This window comes from Actinophytocola sp. KF-1 (genome assembly GCF_054661535.1).
Genome location: NZ_BAAFVK010000012.1, coordinates 25,474 through 48,657, shown reverse-complemented (window position 1 = coordinate 48,657; position 23,184 = coordinate 25,474). Strand labels below are relative to the sequence as shown.

The following is a 23,184-nucleotide window of genomic DNA, read 5'->3' as shown; positions in this document are numbered from 1 at the left end:
GCGAACCGCAGACGCAGAACGGAAACGCCTATGTGGACGAGGAAGTCGGCCGTCCTGGCCGGAGTTGTCCTGCTCGCCGCCACGCTGCAGACCCCGCAAGCGGCGGCGCACACCCGAGGTCTGCCGCTCGGCCCGGCTGACCTGCCGGAGACCCGCTCGGTCCAGACCCTCCAACCCGGGGTCACGCTCACGACGATCGTCCGCGGGGCGGCCGACCCGGCCGAGACGTGGACGGTCGAGGTCGCCATCCCCGGCGGCAGTGGCTCACCCGATCCCGACACCCCACCCACGGCCCTCGCGGACCGCGCCCACGCCGACGCCCTCGCGAGCGCGCTCACCGCGGCGGGCTTCACGCCGCGCGTCGAGGAGGTCGTGACCCCGCGGATGGCCGACTTCGCGGGCGGCACCCTCGGCTTCCGGGTCCGCGTCGGCGCCTTCCCCGTCAAGGCGGACGCCGACGCCCAGCTGGCCGCGATCCGGGCCGCCAAGTTCACCGCCGCCACCGTCTTCACCGGCTGGGACGGCGACAGCACCGACCGGGGACCGTGGGAGGTGCGGGTGCTGACGATCGACCCGCGCCGGTTCCGGGGCGACCTCGTCGGCGATTTCGGTCCGGACCTCGAGCGCCGGGAGACCACCAGCGCGCTCGCCGCGGCCAAGGGCGCCACGGCGGCGGTGAACGCGGGCTTCTTCGTGCTCGACCCCGCGGCCGGTGCCCCCGGCGACCCGGCAGGGGTAGGCGTCTACGCCGGGCGCGTGCTGAGCGAGGCCACCAACGGACGACCCGCGTTCGTGTTCTCCACCGACGGCAAAGACGCCGGCGTAGCACGGCACACGTGGACCGGCACCGTCCGAAGTGGACACCGGACGCTCGGGCTGGACGGCGTCAACCGGGTGCCCGGGCTGATCCGCAACTGCGGCGGCACCGGCGACCAGCCGACCGACCGTCCACTGCACGACACCACGTGCACCGACCCGGACGAGGCCGTCCTCTTCACCGGGGATTATGGTGCCCGAACACCATCAGGCCCGGGCGTGGAACTCCTGGTGGACGCGAAGAACCGGGTGACGGAGGTCCGTGAACCGCGAGGTGGCCCGCTGGCGCCCGGCACCCGTGCGATCCAGGGCACAGGCACCAAGGCGGACGCCCTCCGCGCGCTGGGCACGAAGCTCACGATCACGAGCACACTGCGCGGCGCCACCGAGGACTACGTCATGAACGGCGGCCCGGAACTGGTCCGCGACGGTCGTCGGCACGCGACCCCGGCAACCGACGGCATGGTCCGCCCGAACGACCCGAGCTTCTACTACGGCTGGGTCCACAAACGAAACCCGCGCACGATCGCGGGCGTGGACCGCCAGGGCCGAATCCTGCTGGCGACGATCGACGGCCGCAGCACCACAAGCCTGGGCCTGTCGATCGCGGAAAGCGCAGCGGTAGCACAGGCACTGGGCATGCGGAACGCGATCAACCTGGACGGCGGCGGCTCAACCACGATGGTCACGAACAACCAGGTGATCAACAAACCATCAGACACAACAGGCGAACGCCCAGTAGGCGACGCGATCCTGATCCTGCCGTAACCCCCCGGCGGCCTCCGGCCCCCTCGAACCACACTACCGGAAGCCACCGACAGAAACCGCCACCCGCGGCGAGGTTGTGGACAGCCAACCCCGCTGTGGACAACCACCCACCAGCACCACGGCACGGGGCCGAAATGTCGGTCCCGTGCCGTACTCTGGAAAACGGGGGCCGGAGGCCAACGGGGGAGCCGAAGCCAACAACGAGACCGCCATCGGCCGGGGCCCGGCAACGCGGGCTCCACTCGGGAATGTCGGCCTCGCTCGACAAGGCAGAACCCCCTTCCCAGCCCCAGCCAGCCTGTGAGCGCAGCCCGCGTTCTCAGGCGCAGCACGCCTTCCTGAACGAAGCCTGCCTCCTCGGACGCGGCCCCTCTCCCGCGGCGGCCCACCCCTCCCGAACGCAGCTCCCGAGCCAAGCCTGCAAGCTCAAACAACTCATTTCCCAGGCCCAGTCAGCTTCCATCAGCGCAGCCAGCCTTCTTCGGCGCAGCCGGTCTTCCCGGCGAAGCTTGCCCTTCTCGGACGCGGCTCGCGCCCCCACGGTGGCCCGCCTTTCGAGCGAAGCTTGCCAGTGGAAGAACCCACTTCCCAGGCCCTGCCAGCTTCCATCAGCGCAGCTAGCCTTCTTTGGCACAGCCGGTCTTCCCGGGCGAAGCTTGCCTTCTCGGAAGCCGATCACCTTCCCGAACGCTGCGCGCGCTCGAGGCAAGCCTGCTATTTCGAGACCCGCTTACCTCCCGAACGCGGCACACCTTCCCAAACGAAGCCTGCCTACCCAACGAAGCCGACTTTCTCAGGCGCAACCCACTTCCGCTCTTTGGCGCAAGTCGCCTTCTCGCGCGAAGCCTGCCCGCCCCGAGCACGGCCGCCCTTCTGGGGGTGCAGCCGCTTGTGGGCGCAGCCCGGCCTCCCGGCGCAAAGCCTGCTTTCTCGGACGCGGCCCACCTTCCCGAACACGGCCCGTGTTCCTTGGCGCGTTTCCCCGGCGAAGCCCGCCTTTGGGCTCGGCTCGCCCTTCCGGGTGGGTTGTTCGGGTCGGCAGACTTCGCTCGGGAAATGGCTGCATTCGGGAGGGTGGGTCGCCGCGGAAGTGCGGGCGCGCCGAGATGCGAGCTTCGCTCGGAAGCCGGGCTGCGCCCACAAGCGGCTGCACTCAGAGAAGGTGGCCGGGCCTGGGAAGTGGGCAGCTCGCTCTAGAAGGCTGGCTGCGTCCAGCGAGCGAACTGGCCCACTGCGGGCTGCATCGGGAAGGCGCGCTGCGCCTGAGAAAGCGAGCCGCGCCCAGGGAGGCGGGCTTCCTCCGAGAAGGCGCTCGGAACGCGGACCGCGCCCGAGAAGGCGGGCCTGGGAAGGGGATCCACTCTCCGCGACGCAACCCCCAACAACCAGGCCCGACCTCACCGCCCCTGGAACGTGCGCCGGTAGCTCATCGGTGAGGTGCCGAGTACCGCCCGCAGGTGGTGCCGCATCGCGGCGGCTGTGCCGAAACCTGCCTTGTCGGCCACGACATCCACCGCCAGGTCGGTCGTCTCCAGCAGGTCGCGCGCCAGTTCGACCCGCTGTCGCGTGAGCCACCGGCCCGGGCTCATTCCCACCTCCTCGCGGAAGCGCCTCGTAAACGTCCGCCTGCTCATGCCCGCCCGCTCGGCCCACTCGTCCAACGCCACGGCCTCGCCCAGTCGGCCGAGTGCCCACTCCCGTGCCCCGGCCGTCGTCGCCGTTGTCTGTTCCCGCACCGGGCGGGTCACGTACTGCGCCTGCCCGCCGTCCCGCCACGGGGGGACCACGCACCTCCGGGCAACCACGTTGGCGACGGCGCTGCCGTGGTCGCGGCGCACGATGTGCAGGCACAGGTCCACGCCGGCGGCGGCGCCTGCCGACGTGAGAACATCGCCGTCGTCGACGAAGAGCACGTCTTCGTTCACCCGCACGCGCGGGAACATCTCCCGGAACAGTTCCGAGTGCAGCCAGTGCGTCGTCGCGGGTCTGTCGTCGAGGAGGCCCGCCGCGGCCAGCACGTAGGCGCCGAGGCAGATCGACACCAGCCTCGTGCCCGGCCGCACCGACGCCAACGCCGCCTCTACCGCGGGCGGCAGCGTTCCCGTCAGGCAGACCTCGCTGGTCGGCGACGGGACGACCACCGTGTCGGCCGTGGCCAGCACCGACGCGTCGTGCTCGACCGTGATCGCGAAGTCCGCCGCCGTGCGGACCGGGCCGCCGTCGACCGTGCACGTGACGATCTCGTACAGCGGCGCGCCGTCGTCGGTGGTCGCGGTGCCGAAGATCCGCGACGGGATGCTCAGCTCGAACGGGATGACCCCGTCGAGCGCCAGAACGGCCACCCGGTGCATGGCCCGATCTTGTCACATCGTGGCCTCCGGGCCACTGGCCGACCGACGGCACGAGCGACAGGATGGAGCCATGCGAGCGATCATGGCCCGGCGCGCGGGTGGCCCCGAAGTTCTCGAAGAGGTCGAACTGGACCGGCCGGAACCCGGTCCCGTCGAGGTCCTCGTCCGCGTGCACGCCGCGGGCGTCAACCCCACCGACTGGAAAGCCCGGGCGCGCGGCGCGACCCTCGGCAGCGCAGGCCCGTTCGTCCCCGGCTACGACGTGTCCGGCGTGGTGGCGGCCGTCGGCCCCGGCGTGCGGATGTACGCGCCGGGCGACGAGGTCTTCGGCATGCCGCTGTTCCCGAAGCCGGCGAGCGCGTACGCCGAGTACGTCGTCGCGCCGCCGCGGCACTTCGCGCGCAAACCCGCGCGCCTCGACCACGTCACCGCCGCGGGGCTGCCGCTCGTCGGGCTCACCGCCTGGCAGTCCCTTGTGGACTTCGCGAACGTTCAGGCGGGGCAACGGGTGCTGATCCACGCGGCGGCGGGCGGCGTCGGGCACGTCGCCGTGCAGATCGCCAAGGCACGCGGCGCGCACGTGATCGGCACCGCCAGCGCCGCCAAGCACGACTTCGTGCGCGGCCTCGGCGCCGACGAGGTCATCGACTACACGACCACCGACTTCACCACCGCGACCGGCGACCTGGACGTCGTGCTCGACACGATCGGCGGCGAGTACGGGCCGCGGTCCCGCCCGCTGCTGCGGCCCGGCGGCACGTACATCGCGCTCACCCCCGGCGAGGACTTCCTGCTCGTCGAACCCGACCACGCGGGCATGCTGGCGCTGGTCGACCTGGTCGAGAAGGGACAGTTGACGGTCGCGATCGACTCGGTCTTCCCGCTCGGCGAGGCCGCGAAGGCGCACGCGCGCGGCGAGACCGGCCGGGCCCAGGGCAAGATCGTGCTGACCGTGGCGTGAACACCCGCGCGAGGAGGTTAGCCTCCACGCGTGACCGATGATCTCGTCGCGCTCGACCGCGCGCACGTCTGGCACCCGTACGGCCCGATGCCGGGACTCGTCGACCCGCTGGTGGTCGAGTCGGCGTCCGGGGTGCGGCTGCGGCTCGCGGACGGGCGCGAGCTGGTCGACGGCATGTCGTCGTGGTGGGCGGCGATCCACGGCTACCGCAACCCCGTGCTGGACAAGGCGCTGACCGACCAGGCAGGCCGGATGAGCCACGTCATGTTCGGCGGCCTCACGCACGAGCCCGCGGTGCGGCTCGCGACCACGCTGGCGGAGATCACGCCGGGGTCGCTCGAGCACGTGTTCCTCTGCGACTCCGGGTCGGTGTCGGTCGAGGTCGCGGTGAAGATGGCGCTGCAGTACTGGCGGTCGCTGGGCAGGCCGGAGAAGCGGCGGCTGATGACGTGGCGCGGCGGGTACCACGGCGACACGTTCCACCCGATGAGCGTGTGCGACCCGGACGGCGGCATGCACAGCCTGTGGCGGGGTGTGCTGCCCGCGCAGGTGTTCGCGGACGCGCCGCCGGCGGCGTTCGAGCACGACTACGTCGCGCACCTGGCGTCGGTGGTGGAGTCCCATGCGGACGAACTGGCCGCGGTGATCGTCGAGCCGGTGGTGCAGGGCGCGGGCGGCATGCGCTTCCACGACCCGCGCTACCTGCACGTGCTGCGTGAGCTGACCCTCGCGCACGACGTGCTGCTGATCTTCGACGAGATCGCGACCGGGTTCGGCCGCACCGGCACGTTGTTCGCGGCGGACCAGGCGTCCGTGGCGCCGGACGTCATGTGCGTGGGCAAGGCGCTGACCGGCGGCTACCTGTCGATGGGTGCCACCCTGTGCACGCCCGCGGTGGCGGAGGGCATCTCCCGGGGCGCGGTCCCGGTGCTGGCGCACGGCCCGACGTTCATGGGGAACCCGCTGTCGTCGGCGGTCGCGAACGCGTCGGTGGAGCTGCTGCTGTCGCAGGACTGGCAGGCCGCGGTGCGGCGCATCGAGGCGGGGCTCGGGGAAGGCCTGGCCCCGGCGCGGTCCATGCCGGGGGTGCGGGACGTGCGCGTGCTGGGCGCGATCGGGGTCGTGCAGCTCGACCACGAGGTCGACATGGCGGCGGCGACGGCGGCGGCGGTCGCGGAGGGCGTGTGGCTGCGGCCGTTCCGCGACCTGATCTACACGATGCCGCCGTACGTCACGGAACCGGCGGACCTGGCACGCATCACGGCGGGCGTGCTCGCGGCGGCGGGCGCGGCGTGATCACGTTCCGGCGTGCTCGCGTTGCGGGTGAGCAACGGTGACCGTCGTGCCGGGCGTGGTGTGAGGTGGCCTCCGGCCCCCTCGAACCACGCTACAGCAAGCCACCGACACACAAGCGCGCTCGAGGGCGGGTTTCCCGGGAGCTGTGGACAACTCCGTCCGCTGTGGACAGCCGGGCTCTGCGAGGCGTTGGTTGTCGGTGCCCTGCCGTACGCTGGAAACCGGGGGCCGGCGGCCGCCGGGTGGGCGAGCAAGCGTTGCCCGTCGCGGGTGGAGAGGCCACGGCAGGACACGCTTCGCGCGACCCAGCGGTCCTGTGGACAACCCCGTCCGCGTGGCCGTTCGCTGTCGGTGCCGTGCCGTACGCTGGAAACCGGGGGCCGGCGGCCACCGCCCACTCACAGCAGGCGCACGTCCACGCCACCTTCCCGCAGCACGGACACCACCGCCGCGAACTCGGGCACGCGTTCCCGTGCCACGGCGGCCTCCCGCCACTCCAGCGTGAACGGCGGCACCGCCCCGAACCCGCCCCGCAGGCAGTCGGCCACGGCGTCCAGGTTCCACCCGTAGTACCCGCCCGGCCCGTTCACCGCCTCGCCGAGGGCGCAGTACACGGCGTCGACGTCCACGAGGTCGCGCCCGTCCAGCGGCGCCGCCACCCCGTGCACACGCCGGTTGAGCGCCACCGACAGCCACGCCCGCCGCCCGTACCCCCGCCACAGCCCCGGCCGGTCGAGCCGCCCCGTGCGCACCAGCTCCCACACCGCCCCGGCGCCCGGCTCGACCGCCCGCTGTGCGCGGACGGTCAGGTCTACGAGCCCGGGCCGCCCCGGCGTCATCCGCACCGCGACCGGCGTGAAACCCGTCAGCTCGTACCCGCCCACGGGCGCCGTCGTGAGCAGCGACAGGTGCGCCGCGCCCCGGAACGCCCGGCGGGTGCCGACGCGTTCGAGCTGGTCAGCAACGGCGCCGCGGACGGCCAGTGCCCGCAGGACCACCTGCTCGTCGCCCTCGAAGAAGCCGTCCAGGCCGGTGCCGTGTCCCCACAGCACGCCGCCCGCGGTCAGCGCGTAGTGCCACTCCACCCGCCGACCGTAGCGGGCCGGGACCGGGGCGGTTGAGATCGGCACGACCGGGTGGGTCTAGCCTGTCGCCCCGTGAGTTTCATGGTGCTCACGGGAACCGGTACCGGTGTCGGGAAGACCGTCGTCACGGCGGCCGTCGCCGCGCTGGCGCTGTACAAGCGGCGCAGCGTGGCGGTGCTGAAACCGGCGCAGACCGGGCTCGAGCCGGGTGAACCCGGAGACGTCGACGAGGTCACGCGCCTCGCCGGCGACGAGGTCACCACCTGGGAGCTCGCCCGCTTCCCCGACCCGCTCGCCCCCGCGACGGCCGCGCGCCGCGCGGGCATCATGCCCGTCACGCCCAAGCAGGCCGCCGCGGCCGCCGTCGAGCTGTCCCGGGGACACGACCTCGTACTGGTCGAGGGCGCGGGCGGGCTGCTGGTCCGCATGGACGACCAGGGCGGCACCCTCGCCGACGTGGCCTGGTCGGCCGCGGCGCCGGTGCTGATCGTCGCCAACGCGGGCCTCGGCACCCTCAACGAGACGGCGCTGACCGCCGAGGCCCTGCGCCGCCGCGGCATCGAGTGCGCCGGGATCGTGGTGGGCTCGTGGCCCGCCGAACCGGACCTCGCCGCGCGCTGCAACCTCGACGACCTCCCCACGGTCGCCGACGCGCCGCTCGTGGGCGCCATCCCGGCCGGCGCGGCCGCGCTGACCAGGCCGAAGTTCCTCGACATGGCGATCCGCTCGCTCGGCCCGTCGCTGGGTGGCGAGTTCGACGCCAGCGGCTTCGCGGCCGAGCACGCCGCCTAGACCCGAGCCCTCGCGTGCCCGCCCGGCACCCGGCGCTTGAGCGCGGCTCGCACGCGTGACGTACATCGCGTCCGGCGGCCGGGGTCGTCAGGCACACTGGGGCGGATCAACGCGCTCGACGACGAACATGGAGGCACCGTGACCGCAGCTGCCGAACGGACCGGGACAGAGTCGGTGACCGACCCCATCGCCGCCGCCAGGGAGCAGGTCCTCGAACGCGGTGTGGGTCTCGGCGAGGAGCAGGTCCTGGAGATCCTGCGCCTGCCCGACGACCGGATCCCCGAGCTGCTCGCCCTCGCCCACGAGGTGCGGATGCGCTGGTGCGGGCCGGAGGTCGAGGTCGAGGGCATCGTGAGCCTCAAGACCGGCGGCTGCCCGGAGGACTGCCACTTCTGCTCGCAGTCCGGCCAGTTCCCGTCCCCGGTGCGCTCGGCGTGGCTGGACATCCCGGGCCTGGTCAAGGCCGCCAGGGAGACCGCGGACACCGGCGCGAGCGAGTTCTGCATCGTCGCCGCCGTGCGCGGGCCGGACAAGCGGCTGCTCTCGCAGGTGCGTGACGGCATCAAGGCCATCCGCGAGGACGGCAACGACATCCAGATCGCCTGCTCGCTCGGCATGCTCACGCAGGAGCAGGTCGACGAGCTGGTCGAGATGGGCGTGCACCGCTACAACCACAACCTCGAGACCGCCCGTTCGCACTTCCCGAACGTCGTCACCACGCACTCGTGGGAGGAGCGCTGGGAGACGCTGAAGATGGTCCACGCGGCGGGCATGGAGGTCTGCTGCGGCGGCATCATCGGCATGGGGGAGAGCATCGAGCAGCGCGCGGAGTTCGCCGCCCAGCTGGGTGAGCTGAACCCGCACGAAGTGCCGATGAACTTCCTGATCCCGCAGCCGGGCACCCCGTACGAGAACTACGAGATCGTCGAGGGCAAGGACGCGCTGCGCACCATCGCCGCGTTCCGCCTCGCGCTGCCGCGCACGATCCTGCGGTTCGCGGGCGGCCGCGAGCTCACGCTCGGCGACCTGGGCGCCGAGCAGGGCATGCTGGGCGGCATCAACGCGATCATCGTCGGCAACTACCTGACCAACCTCGGCCGTCCCGCCCAGCAGGACCTGGACATGCTGGCGGACCTCAAGATGCCGGTGAAGGCGCTGAGCGAGCACCTGTGAGCGGACCTTGCGGAGCGAACCACCTGGCGCAGCGGCCACCCGGAGCCCGCGAGGAGCGGCCGTGACGTTCTGCGTTCATTGCGGAAAACCCGAGGGCGAAGGCGACCACCCGCGGTGCTCGGGGGCCCAGGCGGCCCTCGACCCGCCGCGGTTCTGCCCGGAGTGCGCGCGGCGGATGATCGTGCAGGTCACCCCGGCGGGGTGGTCGGCGCGGTGCAGCCGACACGGTGAGCGCTCGTCGGTGGACGCTGGGTACTAGTCTTTCGCTACGGGCCGTACCGGTCCGGGGCAGGACTAGTGGGAGGTCGGAGTGTCGGAACAACCGGTCGGGGAGCAGGCAGCGCCGCACCGGGGGCCCGAGTACCCGCTCTTCCCGCCGCCGGAGTACGCGTGGCGCCCGCCGGTGCCCCGCGTGGTGGTCAAGCGCGACCTGCTGCCGTCGATCAGCGTGCTGTCCACGGTCGCACTGCTCGGGCTGGCCGTCGGCTGGCTGTGGTCGCGGCTCGCGCCGCCGCAGCGGCAGGTCATCACCCAGGACGGGCGGCCTGCGAACCTGACCGACGAGAGCTACCACCGCTTCGACGCGCTCGTGATCTTCATGCTGTTGTGCGCCGCGGCGGGTGTGGTGGCCGCCGTGGCCGTCTGGTACCTGCGGGAACGCCGCGGCCCGGTGGTCATGCTCGCCGCCACGGCCGGTGGCGCGCTGGGCGGCTGGCTCGCCATGTCGGTCGGCAAGGCGTGGGCGGACGGCCGCTGGCCCGCGCCGTCGACGGTGAAGCCACTGGACATCGTCGCCGTGCCGCCGTCGATCGAGTCGGCGTGGGCGATCCTGCTGTGGCCGCTGGCGACCGCGCTCGTGTACGGCGTGTTCGCCGCCATGAACGGCATGGACGACCTGGGCCGCCGCCTGGGCTGACGCCACGGCGCACGGTGCCGAGGCTCGCCGGCGGCCGTCACGACGGCGAACCGGTCGTCGAACGCGGCGATCTCCGGCCGGGACACCGCGCGAGGGGGTCAGTTCTCGATGGCCTGCTGCCGAAGGTCCGCCGGGGGAGCGGGGACCGCGTGCAGGGTCGCCAGGATGCCCGCCTCGCGGCTCAGTAGCTGGGTCACCAGGCGCAGCCGGTGCAGCGGCCGCGTCTCCTCCAGGATGCGCTGCCGGTCCTCCAGCGGCAGCAGGCAGTCCGTGGCGAGCAGGTGCGCCAGCGACGCCACGTCGACGTCCTCGGCGGGTTCGGTCCAGTCGCCCTGCTGCCACGCCGCCTGGCAGTACCGGCGGTACGCCGCCCTGGCCGACGCGATGAGGGCCCGGACCGTGTCGTCGGGCACGCGCTGCCCGGGGATCATCGCGGGCACGTCCGGCAGCCACTCGACCGTGCCCATGAGGTACGGCGCCGCCTCGGAGTCCACGGACAGCAGCCGGAAGCGGTGCTCGCCGAGCGTGACGATGTCGAAGCGGCCGTCCGGCAGCCGGGACGCCTGGCGGAGGATGGCCGCGCACCCGACCGGTTTCAGCTGATCGAGTGATGTCACCTCGACGCCGGCCGACGGTGCGAGCGCGACGACCCCGAAGCGCTTCTCCGGCACGGTGCCGGTGATCAGGTCGACGGTCAGCTGCCGGTACCGCGGTTCGAAGATGTGCAGCGGCAACGTGACCCCGGGCAACAGCACCGTCTGCAGCGGGAACAGCGGCAGCGGCGTCGGTGGCGGTGGTGTCGGACCCGTGGGCACGGACCCAAGGTTAGGTGGCCGCGCCGCCTCTCGCTTGGTTCGGCGGACGGAGGACCGCGAACGGGTCCGTGACCTCGATGCCCCGCTGGGTGAACCGGAACAGCGCGGCCGGGCGGCCACCCGCCTTGCCCGGTGGCGCTGTGTCACCGGTGGGCTCGAGCAGACCGCGCCGCGACAGGACCCGCTGGAGGTTCGTCGCCGAGACGCGGTACCCGAGCGCGGCCGAGTACAGCGCCCGCAGCGCGGAGATCGTGAACGTCGGCGGCGCCAGCGCGAAACCGAGGTTGGTGTACGACAGCTTCGCCCGCAGCCGGTCCCGCGCTCGACGGACGATGGACTCGTGGTCGAACGCGGTGCGGGGGAGCGCGTCCACCGGGTGCCAATCCGTGTCCGACGGCAGCGCCGGGTCGACGTCGGAGGGCACGAGCCCGAGGAACGCCGACGCGATCACCCGCTCGCCCGGCACCCGGTCGGGTGCGCTGAACACCGCGAGCTGCTCGACGTGCGACAACTGCCGCACGTCGACCTTCTCCTCGAGCTGGCGGCGGATCGAGGACTCAACGTCCTCGGCCGACCCGAGCCTGCCGCCCGGCAGTGACCACCGGTGCGCGTGCGGTTCCTGAGCGCGTTCCCAGAGCAGGACCTGGAGTGATCCCGCTCGCACCTGGAGCACCGCGGCCAGTACTTCGTGGTCGGACACGGTCAGCGCGGTGGTAGCATTGGGCATGTTTTCGATCCTAAGGCGAAAACCTCTGGAGAGGAAACGGACAGGCGGACCGTAGCCCAAGGAGGGATCAGTGGCCGCAACGCTCACCGAAGACCTGGCGCCGTTCACGGGGGTGGATCCGGACGCCGCGTGGCGCGACGAGGTGCGCAGGCTCGCGAAGGAACGCGACGCCGTGCTGCTCGCCCACAACTACCAGCTGCCGGAGATCCAGGACATCGCCGACCACACCGGCGACTCGCTCGCGCTGAGCCGCATCGCCGCGGCCAGCGACGCGTCCACGATCATCTTCTGCGGCGTCCACTTCATGGCCGAGACCGCGAAGATCCTGGCGCCCGAGAAGACCGTGCTCATCCCGGACGCGCGGGCGGGCTGCTCGCTGGCCGACTCCATCACCGCCGACCAGCTGCGGGCGTGGAAGGCCGAGCACCCGGGCGCCGTCGTCGTGTCCTACGTGAACACGACCGCCGACGTGAAGGCCGAGACCGACATCTGCTGCACGTCGTCCAACGCCGTCGACGTGGTCCGCTCGATCCCCGCCGACCAGGAGGTGCTGTTCCTGCCCGACCAGTTCCTCGGCGCGCACGTCAAGCGGGAGACCGGCCGGGAGAACCTGCACATCTGGGCGGGCGAGTGCCACGTGCACGCGGGCATCAACGGTCCCGAACTGGCCGAGCGGGCCGCGGCGAACCCGGACGCGGACCTGTTCATCCACCCCGAGTGCGGCTGCGCCACCTCGGCGCTCTACCTCGCGGGCGAGGGCATCGTGCCGAGCGCGCAGGTCAAGATCCTCTCGACCGGTGACATGGTCACGCAGGCCCGCGCCACGTCGGCGAAGACGGTGCTCGTGGCGACCGAGGTCGGCATGCTGCACCAGCTGCGCCGCGCCGCGCCGGAGATCGAGTTCAACGCCGTCAACGACCGCGCGTCCTGCCGGTACATGAAGATGATCACCCCGGCCGCCCTGCTCCGCGCGCTGCGCGAGAACAAGGACGAGGTGCACGTGGACGCCGAGACCGCGGCCCGCGCGCGGGGCGCCGTGCAGCGGATGATCGAGATCGGCAAGCCCGGCGGTGGGGAGTGACCTCGCCGTGCTGGGAGGCCAGCGCTGACCTGATCGTCGTCGGCACCGGGGTCGCCGGGCTGACCGCCGCGCTGCGTGCCCGCGAGCTGGGGCTGAACGTCCTGGTCGTCACGAAGGACGCGGCCGACGGCGGCAACACGCGCTGGGCGCAGGGCGGCGTCGCGGTCGTGCTGGGTGACGTCGAGGCCGACTCGGTCGCGCGGCACGTGGACGACACGCTCGTCGCGGGCGTCGGCCTGTGCGACCCCGTGGCCACGTCCCGGATCATCGGGGCGGGCCCGGCCGCGGTGGCCCGGTTGCGTTCGCTGGGTGCGGAGTTCGACCGCGAAGGCGACCGGCTGGCGCGGACCCGCGAGGGCGGGCACACCGCGTTCCGCGTGGTGCACGCAGGCGGCGACGCGACCGGCGCCGAGGTCGAGCGGGCGCTGCTCGCCGCCTCGCGGGACGGGCGGGTGCCGATGCTGGAGCACCACACGGCGGTCGACACGCTGCGCACGCCCGCGGGCGAGGTCGCCGGACTGCTGGTGCTCGACAGCGGCGGTGTGCCGGGAATCCTTGTGGCACCGGCGGTTCTGCTCGCCACCGGCGGGCTGGGTCAGCTGTACCAGGCGACGTCGAACCCGTCCGTCGCGACGGCCGACGGCATCGCGATCGCGCTGCGGTCCGGTGCGCCGGTGGCGGACCTGGAGTTCGTGCAGTTCCACCCGACCGTGCTGTTCACCGGTGCCGGTGCGCGGGGGCGGTGCCCGCTCGTGACCGAGGCCGTGCGCGGCGAGGGCGCGGTGCTGGTCGACGCGCGGGGTGACCGCGTGATGGCCGGGGTGCACCCGCAGGAGGACCTGGCGCCGCGGGACGTGGTGTCGGCGGCGATCACCCGCCGGATGGCGGCGCTCGGCGACGACCACGTGTACCTCGACGCGACGCACCTGTCCGCCGCCGAGTTCCGGCGGCGGTTCCCGACCGTGCTGGCGGCGTGCCTGGCGGTCGGTGTCGACCCGTCGGTGGCGCCGATCCCGGTGGCCCCGGCCGCGCACTTCTCGTGCGGCGGCGTGGTGACCACTGTGGACGGACGGACCGCGGTGGCCGGGCTCTACGCGGCCGGGGAGGTGGCGCGGACCGGTCTGCACGGCGCGAACCGGCTGGCGTCCAACAGCTTGCTGGAAGGGCTGGTCGTCGGTACGCGGGCGGCGGAGTCGGTCGCGGCCGACCTGGCCATGGGCGTGCCCGCGGAGCGGCGGCTGGCGGTGTGCCCGCCGGTGCCGGCCGCGCCGGTCGCGGACCGGGACACGCTGCAGCGCGTGATGAGCCGCTACGCCGCGATCGGCCGCGACGCGGAGGGTCTCGCGGTGGTCGGGTCGGTGCTCGACGTGTCCGCAGTAGACCGTCCACTGTCGACACGGGCACTGGTGGAGGACGCGGCGCTGACGCTCACGGCACGTGCGCTGATCGCGGCGGCCGCGGCACGCGAGGAGTCCCGCGGCTGCCACGTGCGGGACGATTTCCCGCACACCGCACCGGAATGGGTGCGCAGCCTGACCGTGCGGCTCACGCCGTCGGGGCAGCCGATGATCCCGGAACCCGCGATGGCGAGGGGAGCAGCATGAGCATCGACCACGAGGACCTCATGCGCGTGGTGCGGACCGCGCTCGAGGAGGACCTGCGGTACGGCCCGGACGCGACCACCGAGGCGACGGTCCCGGCGGACGCGGTGGCCACGGCGACGATCGCGCCGCGTGCCTTCGGCACCGTGGCCGGGCTCCCGGCGGTCCGCGCGGTGTTCGACGAGGTCATCGGCGACTACGAGGTCCTGTCGGCGATGGCGGACGGCGCACGGGTCCGCCCGGGCGACGACGTGCTGGTGGTCCGCGCCCCGGTCCGGCGGTTGCTCACCGCCGAGCGCACGGCGCTGAACCTGCTGTGCCACCTGTCGGGCGTGGCGACGGCGACGGCGGCGTGGGTCGAGGCGGTGGCGGGCACCGGCGTGGCGATCCGCGACTCGCGCAAGACGCTGCCGGGGCTGCGCCTGCTGGAGAAGTACGCGGTCCGCTGCGGCGGCGGCGTCAACCACCGCCTGGGTCTCGGCGACGCGGTGCTCATCAAGGACAACCACGTGGCGGCGGCGGGTTCGGTGGCGGCCGCGTTGCGCGCCGCCCGCGACCGGGCGCCGGACCTGCCGTGCGAGGTGGAGGTCGACAGCCTCGACCAGCTCGACGAGGCACTCGCGGAGAAGGCCGAGCTGGTGCTGCTCGACAACTTCACCCCGGAACACTGCGCGACGGCGGTCCGCCGGGTGGCGGACCTCGGCGCGCAGACGAAGCTGGAGGTGTCGGGCGGCCTGAAGATCGCCGACGCGCGCGTGTACGCGGAGACGGGCGTCGACTACCTGTCGGTCGGCGCGCTGACACACTCGGCGCCGTCGCTCGACCTGGGGCTGGACCTGCGGTGACGTACCGGGGGCCGGCCTCCGGCCCCCGGTTGCCAGCCTCTCACGGACCACCGACGATTCCGGGCGCGCGCGACGTCGCGGAGGGCAGGTTGTCCACAAGGGGCCGGCTGCTGGTATCCGGTTCACCAGGTGCGGGTGAGCAGGCGCCGCCCGAGTGGTGTCAGGGCGTGCACGGCCCGGTTCGCATCGCGCCGGGTTGTGATCAGCCCAGCGTTGCGCAGCACGGTTGTGTGGTGACTGGTGGTGGCCGGGGTGATGTTGTTGCGCGTCGCGAGTTGAGTGGTGGTCGCACAGGTCGGCAATGACCGCAGGATGTCGGCGCGTGTCGACCCCAGTAGTGCGCTGAGGTGGTGAGCGTGCGAGGGGTCGGTGGCCAGCCGTGATTCAGCTTTGAGCGGGAACACCAGCACCGGCCGTTCATCCGGGTCCGCGAGTGCGACGGGTTGGCCGAGGCAGAAGTAGCACGGCACCAGGAGCAACCCACGGCCGTTGAGGTGCAGGTCGCGGTCGATCGGGTAGTCCACGGTCAGGACGGGGTGTCGCCACGTCATGGTGGGGGCGAAGCTCTTCAGCAGTGCCTCCGGGCCGTGGTCGAGGTAGACGTCGATCCGGTCGGCGCGCTCGGCCTGCAGTGCGTCGTCGATCACCCGGCGATGCGGCTGGATGATCTCGACGGCGTAAGTGCGGAGTGCGGTCCGCAACTGTCCGAGGGCTGTGCCGCGGCCGTGGCCGAGGTCGTCGAGCCAGGCCGAGGCCCCGGCGGCGTCCTGGAGCCGGCCGACCTCGGTCCGCAGCCGATGCGAAGAGGTGGACAGCACCACGTCGATGCCGGTGTCGAAGTCCGGCACGTCGGCTTCCGGCGTGAGGAAGTCCGGGAAGTACGACGCGTGCGGTGCGACCGTCGCCAGCAACCGCACCGCTGCGCGCAACGACACACTGTGCGCGACCCGTTCACGCACCCGGCGGCGCCAATCGTCGAAGTACAGTTCGCCGTCGCCGTGTTGAAGGATCTGGACGCTGCTCACCAACTCCCACATCAGATGGGTGGCAAGGCTCAGCCTGGTACGACCAAGGTCACCCTCGGTGAAGTGAATACGCAATGTCGGCACATCGCCCCCCCGGGTATTCACCACGATGCCTTCCGCCAGCACCGCAGCGTCACCATCGTGCACTCCGCTCGGTGGAAAAGCAGCGGTGAACACCCGATCGGAGCAAAAAGCGTGGCTGTTTTGAACGTGGTCGAAGGACCGAAATACCACGTCCCGCGCTGCCATGATTCCGACTTGCCTGGCGACCGGAGTTCGCGGCCAGGCAGATGGACACCGGAGCTGCCAGGAGGAGCGATGACCGGACTGACCAGACCACGTTTCGTGCGAAGAACCACCGCCGCGGTGATCGCGACCATCGCGACGTTCGCTCTGTTGCCTGCGCCGTCAGCGCAGGCACTCGGCAACAATCGCGAGGTCTCCCGCAGCTGCGGAACCAACTGGGTTGCCAGCGGCCGGTACAGCAGCACACACGCGTGGGCCGTGACCTCGAAACTGAGCGGCGACTGCGCAGGCCGGCTCAGCGCGGGCCTGCGGGCGAACGACGGCTACACCTGGCCGAGGGTCTACGGCACCAGCATCCGCGCCGAGGCGGACTACTACGACAGCGCGGGCTTCGGCACGGGAATGCACTGGGGTTGCGACTCCTGCAACGTGACCTACAGCTGACCGATGCGGGAGAAAGCCACGTGCGGGCTCGCGCTGCTGCTCGCGCTCGCGACCGCTTGTTCCCCGGCTGTCGACGATGGCGGTCGGGGAACAACCGAGCCGGAGTACCCGGCAGCGCAGGCATGGGCCCTCGCCGACGGTGTGGTGACGGAAAGCGAGTACCGCACCGCGGTCGACGGTTTCGTGTCGTGCATGCGCGACGCCGGCTACCAGGTCACGGATCCCGTGCTGAGCCCGGTCGACGGCCTGTCGCTGCTGTACGACCTGGAATTCTCGGGTGATCCAGCGGCGTGGAATGCCAAGGTCGAGGAATGCAACCTGGGCCACGTCTCCCACATCGAGCCGTCCTATGTGGAGGAGAGGGAGCAGGTGATGCACCCGGAGCTCCGGTCGGCGACAGCCCGCTGCCTGAACGGCAAAGGCGTCCGGTTGAACGGCCGCGAGCACAACGTCAAAGACTTTTACGAGGCTGCGGGTGAACAAGAAGACGCCGCACGAGAGTGCGTTCGCGTGGCGATGGTGGAGGAGTTTCCTGACTATCCCAGATATGTCAGAATTCGCTGGTAGTGGCTCGGTAGCGGCTTCCTGGAGGGGGCCCGCAGGGCGCACCCGCGCGGAGTACCGGTCAGCCGGACAGGGCGCGGAGGTCGGCGAGACCGCGCAGTAGGTCCGCGCCGCGCGGCGCGGCGGCCGGGTCGAGCAGCCACTGCATGGCCAGCCCGTCGCACACCGCCATCACCCAGCTCGCCACCGCGGCGCAGCGCGGGTCGTCCGGCGTGGTCGACAGCGCGTCGGCGATGATGCGGCTCGCCGCAGCGCGCACGTTGCGGTACGTCCCCGCCAGCTGCTCGCGCAGCTCCGGGGACCGGTCGGCCTGGGCCATCGCCTCCACGAACGACACCAGCAGCGCCCGCCGCCCCTCGACGTGTTCCAGGAACGCCGCCCACGTCCGGTGCGCGCGCTCGATCGGCGACGCGTGCGGGTCGGCCAGCGCGATCTCCGCCAGCTGCCGCGCCCACTCCTCGAACAGCTCACCGAGCGCCGCGTTCAGGAGTCCCGCCTTCGAGCCGAAGTGGTACCCGATCGAGGCCAGGTTCGTGCCCGACGCCGCGACGAGGTCACGCGCCGTGATGTGCGCGTATCCCTTGTCCTCCAGCAGTTGCCGCGCCGCGGCGAGCAGCTGTTCCCGGTGGCCCACCGGTCGATCGTACTTGTGCCACCGATCCATACGAGCGTATAGATAGGGGCATGGCCACGGTCGAGGCACGCACCGCAACCGCCCTGCCGCCCGGGTCGGACCTGCCGCCGCTGGTGCAGACGATCCTGTTCCTGGCCTTCCGCCGCCAGATCCACGCGCGCTGGCGCCGCCGCTACGGCGAGGTGTTCACCTCCCGCGTGGCGGGCGACCGGACCATCGTCACGCTGAGCCGCCCCGAGCACATCCGCCAGGTCTTCGCGGGCGCGCCCACCGTCTTCCACGCCGGCGAGGGCAACGGGCTGCTGGCGCCGGTCATGGGCAGGCACTCGCTGCTCACCACCGACGAGGACGAGCACCTGCGTGCCCGCAAGCTGCTGATGCCCGCGTTCAACGGCGCCGCCCTGCGCGGCTACCGCGACCTCATGGCCGGGCTGGCCGTGACCGACGTCGAGCGCTGGCCCGTCGGCACCCCGTTCGCCGTGCACCCGCGCATGAACGCGGTGACGCTGGAGATCATCCTGCGGGTCGTGTTCGGCATGGCCGACGGTCCCCGCCTTGCCGAGCTGCGGCCGCGGCTGCGGCGCATCTCCGAGATCGGCCCGCTCACCGTCCTCGGCTGGAGCTACCCTCGGCTGCGCCGGTTCGCCTTCTGGCGCCGCAACTGGGACAACCTGCACGCCGCGGACCGCCTGCTGTACGCGGAGATCGCCGACCGCCGCGCGGCGGGCGACCTGTCGGAACGCGACGACGTGCTGTCGCGCCTGCTCACCGCGGCGGGCGACGAGCTGTCCGACGTCGAGCTGCGCGACCAGATGATCACGCTGCTGCTGGCCGGGCACGAGACCACCGCGACCGCGCTCGCCTGGTCCTTCCACGAGCTCGCCCGCCGCCCGGACGTCCAGCGCACCGCGCAGCGGGCCGCCGACGACGGCGACGACACCTACCTGGAGGCCGTGGCGAAGGAGGCCATGCGCCGGCGCCCGGTGATCCAGAACGTGGCCCGCGTGCTGACCGAGCCGGTCGAGCTGGCGGGCTACCGGCTGCCCGCGGGCACGGTCGTCGCGCCGAGCATCTCGCTCGTGCACCGGGACGCGACCGTCCACAGTGAACCGGACGACTTCCGCCCGGACCGGTTCCTCGGCAAGCCGCCGGAGTCGGGCACGTGGATCCCGTTCGGCGGCGGCGTGCGCCGCTGCATCGGCGCCGGCTTCTCGCTGCAGGAAGCGGTGGCGGTGCTGAAGGAAGCCCTGACCCGCTACGACATCCGCCCGGCGAGCGGCCACGCGGAGTTCCCGAAGCCCCGCAACATCACCCTCGTCCCGTCGCGAGGCGCGCGGATCGTCGTCGTCCCGCGTTAGAGCCGCCGGTTCGCCAGCACCGGGATGTTCGCGCGCACCTGCGCGACCCGGTCCAGGTCGAGGTCCACCACGAGCAGCTCGGGGTCCGCGCCCGCCGCCGCGAACACCGACCCGTCCGGCGCCGCGACGAGGCTGTGCCCGATCCCGGTCGGCGCGGTCGACGGCACGCCGGGGTCGGCCTGCCCGCACGCCACGACCCAGCACGTCGAGTCCAGCGCCCGCGCCCGCACGAGCAGCTCCCACTGCTCCCGCTTGCCCGGCCCGGCGCCCCACGACGCGCCCAGCAGCACCACCGACGCGCCCTTGTCGGCGACGCCGGTGAACACACCGGGGAACCGCACGTCGTAGCACGTCGCCAGGCCGATGTCGCCCAGCACGACCAGGTCGTCACCCGGAGCGACGGTCCGCGACTCCTGGAAGCCGAACGCGTCGAACAGGTGGATCTTGTCGTAGCCCACGTGGTGGCCGCGGCCGGTGGCCAGCAGCGTGTTGAACACCCGCCCGTCCGGCGCAGGCGTGAACATCCCGGCCACCACCAGCACGTCGTGTTCCGCCGCGACGTCGCGCACCGCCGACGCCCACGGCCCGTCGACCGGCTCCGCCAGCGGGCCCAGTGACGTGCCGAAACACGCCATCGTCGCCTCCGGGAACAGGACCACGGACGCGCCGTCCGCCGCCGCGGTCTTCACCTGTTCCGCCACCAGTTCCAGGTTCGCCGACGGCGACGGCGAGGACGTGATCTGGCTCAACGCGACACGCACGGCGACCGACCTCCTGGCGTGAGAATCAGCAATCCCTCCACGCGAGGATAGGCCGCCCGGCTAGTGTCGGGCCTCGTGCGTCACAAGTCCCGTCTCCTCGTGCCGATGCTCGCGGCCGCACTCGCGGGCGCCTGCACCGGTGACCCGACGCCACCGGCCTCCGGCGACCCCGCGGGCACGTCCATGGTGATCGCCGTGGCCGACGAACCCGCGGACGTGAACCCGCTGTCCGGGTTCGCCGAGAACGGCGCCGCGAAGCTCTACGACGGGCTCGTCGAACACCAGGCCGACCTGTCGCTGCGGCCCGCGCTGGCGACCGAGCTGCCGGAACCGAGCGCCGACGGTCGTTCGTGGACCGTGCACCTCCGCTCGGGCGTCACGTTCAGCGACGGGTCGCCGTTCGAGGCGCAGGACGTGGTCGCCACCTACCGCGCGGTGCTCGACCCGAAGCGGAAGTCGCCGCTGCGGCAACGCTTCGCCATGCTGAAGTCGGTCACCGCGGTCAACCCGGCGACCGTGCGGTTCGACCTGACCGCCCCGTACGCGCCGTTCCCCGAGCTGCTCGTGCTCGGCGTCGTGTCGAGCGAGTCCGTGGCCACGGAGCAGCCGGTCGGCACCGGGCCCTACGAGCTGGAGTCGTGGACGCGCGGCGGGCAGATGGTCCTCGCCGCCAACGAGACGTACTGGGACGACCCGCCCGCCATCGAGAAGGTGACCATCGAGTTCATCCCCGACGACGAGGCCCGCGCCGCCCGCCTGCGGGAGGGCAAGCTCGACGGCGCCGCGCTGCCACCGCCGCTGGCCGCGACGTTCGAGGAGCTCGACGGCCTGATGGTGGCCTACCACAGCGCCGCCGACGTGCGTGCGGTCGTGCTGCCGGCAGGCAACCCGGTGACCGGCGACCTGGCCATGCGGCTCGCGCTGAACCACGCCGTCGACCGCCAGGCCATGGTCGACGAGGCGGTGGCCACGAAGGCCAGGGTCGCGCACACGCCGATGCCGAACGTGCTGGCCGAGTTCGTCGACCCGGACGCCACGTTCGAGTTCGACGTGACCAGCGCGCTGGACGCGTTGTCCGCGGGCGGCTGGGTGCCGGGCACCACCGGGGTGCGGGCGAAGAACGGCGTGCCCGCGCGGTTCACGCTGCACTACCCGGCAGGCGACTCGGTGTCGGCCGCGCTCGCCCAGACGTTCGCCGAGAACGCGCTGGCCGTCGGTGTCGAGGTGACACCGACGGCGGTGACCACCGCCATGCCGGGCCCGGCGGTGGTGCGGTTCGGCGACCCGTTCGACCCGGACCTCGAGCTGTACCCGCTGGTGCACAGCGGCGCCGCGCTCGGCGGCTACCGCGACGCGAGCGTCGACCAGGCCCTGCGGACCGGCCGCACGGCGACCGACCCGGCCGAGCGGGCGACGGCGTACCGCAAGTTCCAGCGGTCGTGGGTGACCGCGCCGGGCATGGTGGTGCTGGTGGCGCCGAACCACACGTACGTGATGCGCGAGAGCTGGGACGGTTACGTGCCGGTCGTGGACGCGGCAGGCTCGGACTTCACGTGGGGAGCATGGTGGAACCTCGAGGACTGGACCCCGCGATGATCGACATCGACGCCGTCCGCGCCGACACGCCCGGCAGCCACCGCGGCGCCTTCCTCGACAGCGCCGGTTCGTCGCTGCCGCCCGTGCAGGTGCTCGACGAGGTGGTGAACCACCTGCGCCGCGAGGCTGAGGTCGGTGGCTACCGGGCGGCGGAGGAACGCGCCGACGACCTGGCCGCGGGCTACGCGGTGCTGGCCAGGGCGTTCGGCTGCGCACCGGACGAGGTGGCGTTCACCGACAGCGCCACCAGGTCGTGGCTGACCGTGTTCGACGCGATCCCCCTGCGCGCGGGCGACCGCATCCTGTCCACGGAGGCGGAGTACGGCGGGAACGCCGTCCCGTTGCTGCGCCGGGCGGAGGAGGTCGGCGCGACGGTCGAGCCGGTGCCGTCGGACGCGTCCGGCGCCGTGGACGTGGCCGCGCTGCGCTCGATGCTGGACGAGCGGGTGCGGTTGGTGTCGCTCGTCCACGTGCCGACGAACGGCGGCCTGGTCAACCCGGCGGCGGAGGTCATCGAGGCGGCGCGCTCGGCGGAGGCCCTGGTGCTGCTGGACGCGTGCCAGTCGGCCGGGCAGGTGGACCTGGCCGGTCTCGACGCGGACATCATCACCGGTACCGGGCGCAAGTGGCTGCGTGGGCCCCGGGGGACGGGGTTCCTGGTGGTGCGTGGGCGTGTGCGGGACCGGTTGGTGCCCCGGCAGGTGGACCTGCACAGCGGGACGTGGGAGGCGCCAGGGAAGTTCTCGCTGCGGTCCGATGCGCGGGTGTTCGAGCTGTGGGAGATGGGCGTCGCCGAGCGGCTCGGGTTGATCGCCGCCGTGCGGTACGCGCTGGACCTGGGGTTGGCGGAGATCGAGTCGGTGGTCGCGGCGCGGGGGGAGTACCTGCGGCAGGGGCTTGCCGGGGTGCCCGGCGTGACTGTGCACGATCTCGGCACCCGGCGGTGCGGGCTGGTGACGTTCACGGTCGACGGCGTCGCCGCGGCGGAGGTCCGGGACCGGCTGCGGGACCAGCACATCACGGTGACCGTGTCGGGAACGACGTCGACGCAGTACGACATGACCCGCCGTGGGTTGGACGTGATCGTTCGTGCTTCGCCGCATTACTTCGTGACGGAGTCCCAGCTGGACGAGACGGTCGCGGCGGTCGCCGCGTTGGTGTGACCGGGCGGTGGCCTGTGGACAACTCGGCCGTCGGCGGTCGTTGTTGTCGGTGGTCCGCTCCAGGCTGGCTTCCGGGGGCCGCGGTTGATCTTGTCGCCTGGGGTTCCAGGGCAGGGGCCTTCATCGCACCCAGCGCAACGAAGGGGTCCTTCATCACACCGTGTGA

At 72.4% G+C, this 23,184-nt stretch carries 22 protein-coding genes; 15 read left to right on the top strand and 7 right to left on the bottom strand.

From position 1 onward, the window contains the following. Positions 1-30 precede the first annotated feature (30 nt). Positions 31-1,584, top strand: coding sequence for a phosphodiester glycosidase family protein (locus ACYQ77_RS31995; protein ID WP_459717850.1), 1,554 nt, complete (start codon positions 31-33; stop codon positions 1,582-1,584). Between the two features lie 1,397 nt (positions 1,585-2,981). On the opposite strand, the gene ACYQ77_RS31990 is transcribed toward ACYQ77_RS31995, so the two are convergent. Then, on the bottom strand, positions 2,982-3,935 hold the full coding sequence (locus ACYQ77_RS31990; RefSeq protein WP_459717848.1) for a GlxA family transcriptional regulator: 954 nt from the start codon (positions 3,933-3,935) through the stop codon (positions 2,982-2,984). Positions 3,936-4,005: 70 nt separating this feature from the next. On the opposite strand from ACYQ77_RS31990, the gene ACYQ77_RS31985 reads away from it, so the two are divergent. Continuing rightward, a complete protein-coding gene (locus ACYQ77_RS31985) occupies positions 4,006-4,896 on the top strand; it encodes an NADP-dependent oxidoreductase (protein ID WP_459717845.1) in 891 nt (296 codons plus the stop codon). Between the two features lie 30 nt (positions 4,897-4,926). Next, positions 4,927-6,192 carry an adenosylmethionine--8-amino-7-oxononanoate transaminase gene (locus ACYQ77_RS31980; protein WP_459717842.1) on the top strand — a complete coding sequence of 422 codons (1,266 nt, stop codon included), beginning with the start codon at positions 4,927-4,929 and terminating at the stop codon, positions 6,190-6,192. Between the two features lie 398 nt (positions 6,193-6,590). Here ACYQ77_RS31980 and ACYQ77_RS31975 read toward each other — a convergent pair whose 3' ends face one another. Beyond that, positions 6,591-7,277 carry a barstar family protein gene (locus tag ACYQ77_RS31975; protein WP_459717841.1) on the bottom strand — a complete coding sequence of 229 codons (687 nt, stop codon included), beginning with the start codon at positions 7,275-7,277 and terminating at the stop codon, positions 6,591-6,593. 72 nt (positions 7,278-7,349) lie between these two features. Here ACYQ77_RS31975 and bioD point away from each other — a divergent pair, with 72 nt between their 5' ends. The 4 genes from bioD (at position 7,350) to ACYQ77_RS31955 (ending at position 10,158) form a co-directional block, all read left to right on the top strand. Beyond that, positions 7,350-8,069, top strand: coding sequence for a dethiobiotin synthase (bioD, locus tag ACYQ77_RS31970; RefSeq protein ID WP_459717838.1), 720 nt, complete (start codon positions 7,350-7,352; stop codon positions 8,067-8,069). A gap of 138 nt (positions 8,070-8,207) precedes the next feature. Continuing rightward, positions 8,208-9,242 (top strand): biotin synthase BioB, encoded by a 1,035-nt coding sequence (gene bioB / locus ACYQ77_RS31965; protein WP_459717836.1) that lies wholly within the window; start codon positions 8,208-8,210, stop codon positions 9,240-9,242. 61 nt (positions 9,243-9,303) lie between these two features. Then, positions 9,304-9,501: a biotin synthase auxiliary protein BsaP gene (gene bsaP / locus ACYQ77_RS31960; RefSeq protein ID WP_459717833.1), complete on the top strand. Its 198-nt coding sequence runs from the start codon at positions 9,304-9,306 to the stop codon at positions 9,499-9,501. A gap of 51 nt (positions 9,502-9,552) precedes the next feature. Next, a complete protein-coding gene (locus ACYQ77_RS31955) occupies positions 9,553-10,158 on the top strand; it encodes a DUF2567 domain-containing protein (protein ID WP_459717830.1) in 606 nt (201 codons plus the stop codon). 98 nt (positions 10,159-10,256) lie between these two features. On the opposite strand, the gene ACYQ77_RS31950 is transcribed toward ACYQ77_RS31955, so the two are convergent. Together ACYQ77_RS31950 and ACYQ77_RS31945 are read right to left on the bottom strand one after the other, a co-directional pair. After that, positions 10,257-10,973: an LON peptidase substrate-binding domain-containing protein gene (locus ACYQ77_RS31950; protein ID WP_459717827.1), complete on the bottom strand. Its 717-nt coding sequence runs from the start codon at positions 10,971-10,973 to the stop codon at positions 10,257-10,259. 10 nt (positions 10,974-10,983) lie between these two features. After that, positions 10,984-11,700, bottom strand: coding sequence for an NUDIX hydrolase (locus ACYQ77_RS31945; protein WP_459717824.1), 717 nt, complete (start codon positions 11,698-11,700; stop codon positions 10,984-10,986). Between the two features lie 70 nt (positions 11,701-11,770). On the opposite strand from ACYQ77_RS31945, the gene nadA reads away from it, so the two are divergent. The 3 genes from nadA to nadC are packed head-to-tail and all read left to right on the top strand — an operon-like array spanning position 11,771 to position 15,227. Further along, the gene (gene nadA, locus ACYQ77_RS31940; protein WP_459717821.1) at positions 11,771-12,781 is read left to right on the top strand and encodes a quinolinate synthase NadA; all 1,011 of its coding nucleotides are present in this window, start codon (positions 11,771-11,773) and stop codon (positions 12,779-12,781) included. Beyond that, entirely contained in the window at positions 12,778-14,385 is a 1,608-nt protein-coding gene (locus tag ACYQ77_RS31935) for an L-aspartate oxidase (protein ID WP_459717818.1), read from the top strand. The genes nadA and ACYQ77_RS31935 overlap by 4 nt, the downstream gene beginning before the upstream one ends. Next, the gene (nadC, locus tag ACYQ77_RS31930) at positions 14,382-15,227 is read left to right on the top strand and encodes a carboxylating nicotinate-nucleotide diphosphorylase (RefSeq protein WP_459717815.1); all 846 of its coding nucleotides are present in this window, start codon (positions 14,382-14,384) and stop codon (positions 15,225-15,227) included. The genes ACYQ77_RS31935 and nadC overlap by 4 nt, the downstream gene beginning before the upstream one ends. Before the next feature lie 122 nt (positions 15,228-15,349). Here nadC and ACYQ77_RS31925 read toward each other — a convergent pair whose 3' ends face one another. Further along, positions 15,350-16,501, bottom strand: coding sequence for an ArsR/SmtB family transcription factor (locus tag ACYQ77_RS31925; protein ID WP_459717813.1), 1,152 nt, complete (start codon positions 16,499-16,501; stop codon positions 15,350-15,352). 69 nt (positions 16,502-16,570) lie between these two features. On the opposite strand from ACYQ77_RS31925, the gene ACYQ77_RS31920 reads away from it, so the two are divergent. Together ACYQ77_RS31920 and ACYQ77_RS31915 are read left to right on the top strand one after the other, a co-directional pair. Continuing rightward, positions 16,571-16,942 carry a hypothetical protein gene (locus ACYQ77_RS31920; RefSeq protein WP_459717811.1) on the top strand — a complete coding sequence of 124 codons (372 nt, stop codon included), beginning with the start codon at positions 16,571-16,573 and terminating at the stop codon, positions 16,940-16,942. Between the two features lie 3 nt (positions 16,943-16,945). Continuing rightward, positions 16,946-17,509 (top strand): hypothetical protein, encoded by a 564-nt coding sequence (locus ACYQ77_RS31915; RefSeq protein WP_459717809.1) that lies wholly within the window; start codon positions 16,946-16,948, stop codon positions 17,507-17,509. Between the two features lie 58 nt (positions 17,510-17,567). Here ACYQ77_RS31915 and ACYQ77_RS31910 read toward each other — a convergent pair whose 3' ends face one another. Continuing rightward, positions 17,568-18,140 carry a TetR/AcrR family transcriptional regulator gene (locus ACYQ77_RS31910; RefSeq protein WP_459717807.1) on the bottom strand — a complete coding sequence of 191 codons (573 nt, stop codon included), beginning with the start codon at positions 18,138-18,140 and terminating at the stop codon, positions 17,568-17,570. 50 nt (positions 18,141-18,190) lie between these two features. On the opposite strand from ACYQ77_RS31910, the gene ACYQ77_RS31905 reads away from it, so the two are divergent. Then, on the top strand, positions 18,191-19,498 hold the full coding sequence (locus ACYQ77_RS31905; RefSeq protein WP_459717804.1) for a cytochrome P450: 1,308 nt from the start codon (positions 18,191-18,193) through the stop codon (positions 19,496-19,498). On the opposite strand, the gene ACYQ77_RS31900 is transcribed toward ACYQ77_RS31905, so the two are convergent. Continuing rightward, positions 19,495-20,259 (bottom strand): carbon-nitrogen hydrolase family protein, encoded by a 765-nt coding sequence (locus ACYQ77_RS31900; RefSeq protein WP_459717801.1) that lies wholly within the window; start codon positions 20,257-20,259, stop codon positions 19,495-19,497. The genes ACYQ77_RS31905 and ACYQ77_RS31900 overlap by 4 nt on opposite strands. Positions 20,260-20,334: 75 nt before the next feature. Between ACYQ77_RS31900 and ACYQ77_RS31895 the strand changes: the two genes are divergently transcribed. After that, positions 20,335-21,855 carry an ABC transporter substrate-binding protein gene (locus ACYQ77_RS31895; protein WP_459717798.1) on the top strand — a complete coding sequence of 507 codons (1,521 nt, stop codon included), beginning with the start codon at positions 20,335-20,337 and terminating at the stop codon, positions 21,853-21,855. Further along, positions 21,852-23,018, top strand: coding sequence for an aminotransferase class V-fold PLP-dependent enzyme (locus ACYQ77_RS31890; protein WP_459717796.1), 1,167 nt, complete (start codon positions 21,852-21,854; stop codon positions 23,016-23,018). The genes ACYQ77_RS31895 and ACYQ77_RS31890 overlap by 4 nt, the downstream gene beginning before the upstream one ends. Positions 23,019-23,184 lie beyond the last annotated feature (166 nt).

Excerpts from the sequence above, each read along its gene's own strand:
- ACYQ77_RS31995 (WP_459717850.1), top strand. The coding sequence starts at position 31 with ATGTGGACGAGGAAGTCGGCCGTCCTGGCCGGAGTTGTCCTGCTCGCC.
- ACYQ77_RS31990 (WP_459717848.1), bottom strand. The coding sequence starts at position 3,935 with ATGCACCGGGTGGCCGTTCTGGCGCTCGACGGGGTCATCCCGTTCGAG.
- ACYQ77_RS31985 (WP_459717845.1), top strand. The coding sequence starts at position 4,006 with ATGCGAGCGATCATGGCCCGGCGCGCGGGTGGCCCCGAAGTTCTCGAA.
- ACYQ77_RS31945 (WP_459717824.1), bottom strand. The coding sequence starts at position 11,700 with ATGCCCAATGCTACCACCGCGCTGACCGTGTCCGACCACGAAGTACTG.
- nadC (WP_459717815.1), top strand. The coding sequence starts at position 14,382 with ATGAGCATCGACCACGAGGACCTCATGCGCGTGGTGCGGACCGCGCTC.
- ACYQ77_RS31925 (WP_459717813.1), bottom strand. The coding sequence starts at position 16,501 with ATGGCAGCGCGGGACGTGGTATTTCGGTCCTTCGACCACGTTCAAAAC.
- ACYQ77_RS31920 (WP_459717811.1), top strand. The coding sequence starts at position 16,571 with ATGACCGGACTGACCAGACCACGTTTCGTGCGAAGAACCACCGCCGCG.
- ACYQ77_RS31915 (WP_459717809.1), top strand. The coding sequence starts at position 16,946 with ATGCGGGAGAAAGCCACGTGCGGGCTCGCGCTGCTGCTCGCGCTCGCG.
- ACYQ77_RS31905 (WP_459717804.1), top strand. The coding sequence starts at position 18,191 with ATGGCCACGGTCGAGGCACGCACCGCAACCGCCCTGCCGCCCGGGTCG.
- ACYQ77_RS31890 (WP_459717796.1), top strand. The coding sequence starts at position 21,852 with ATGATCGACATCGACGCCGTCCGCGCCGACACGCCCGGCAGCCACCGC.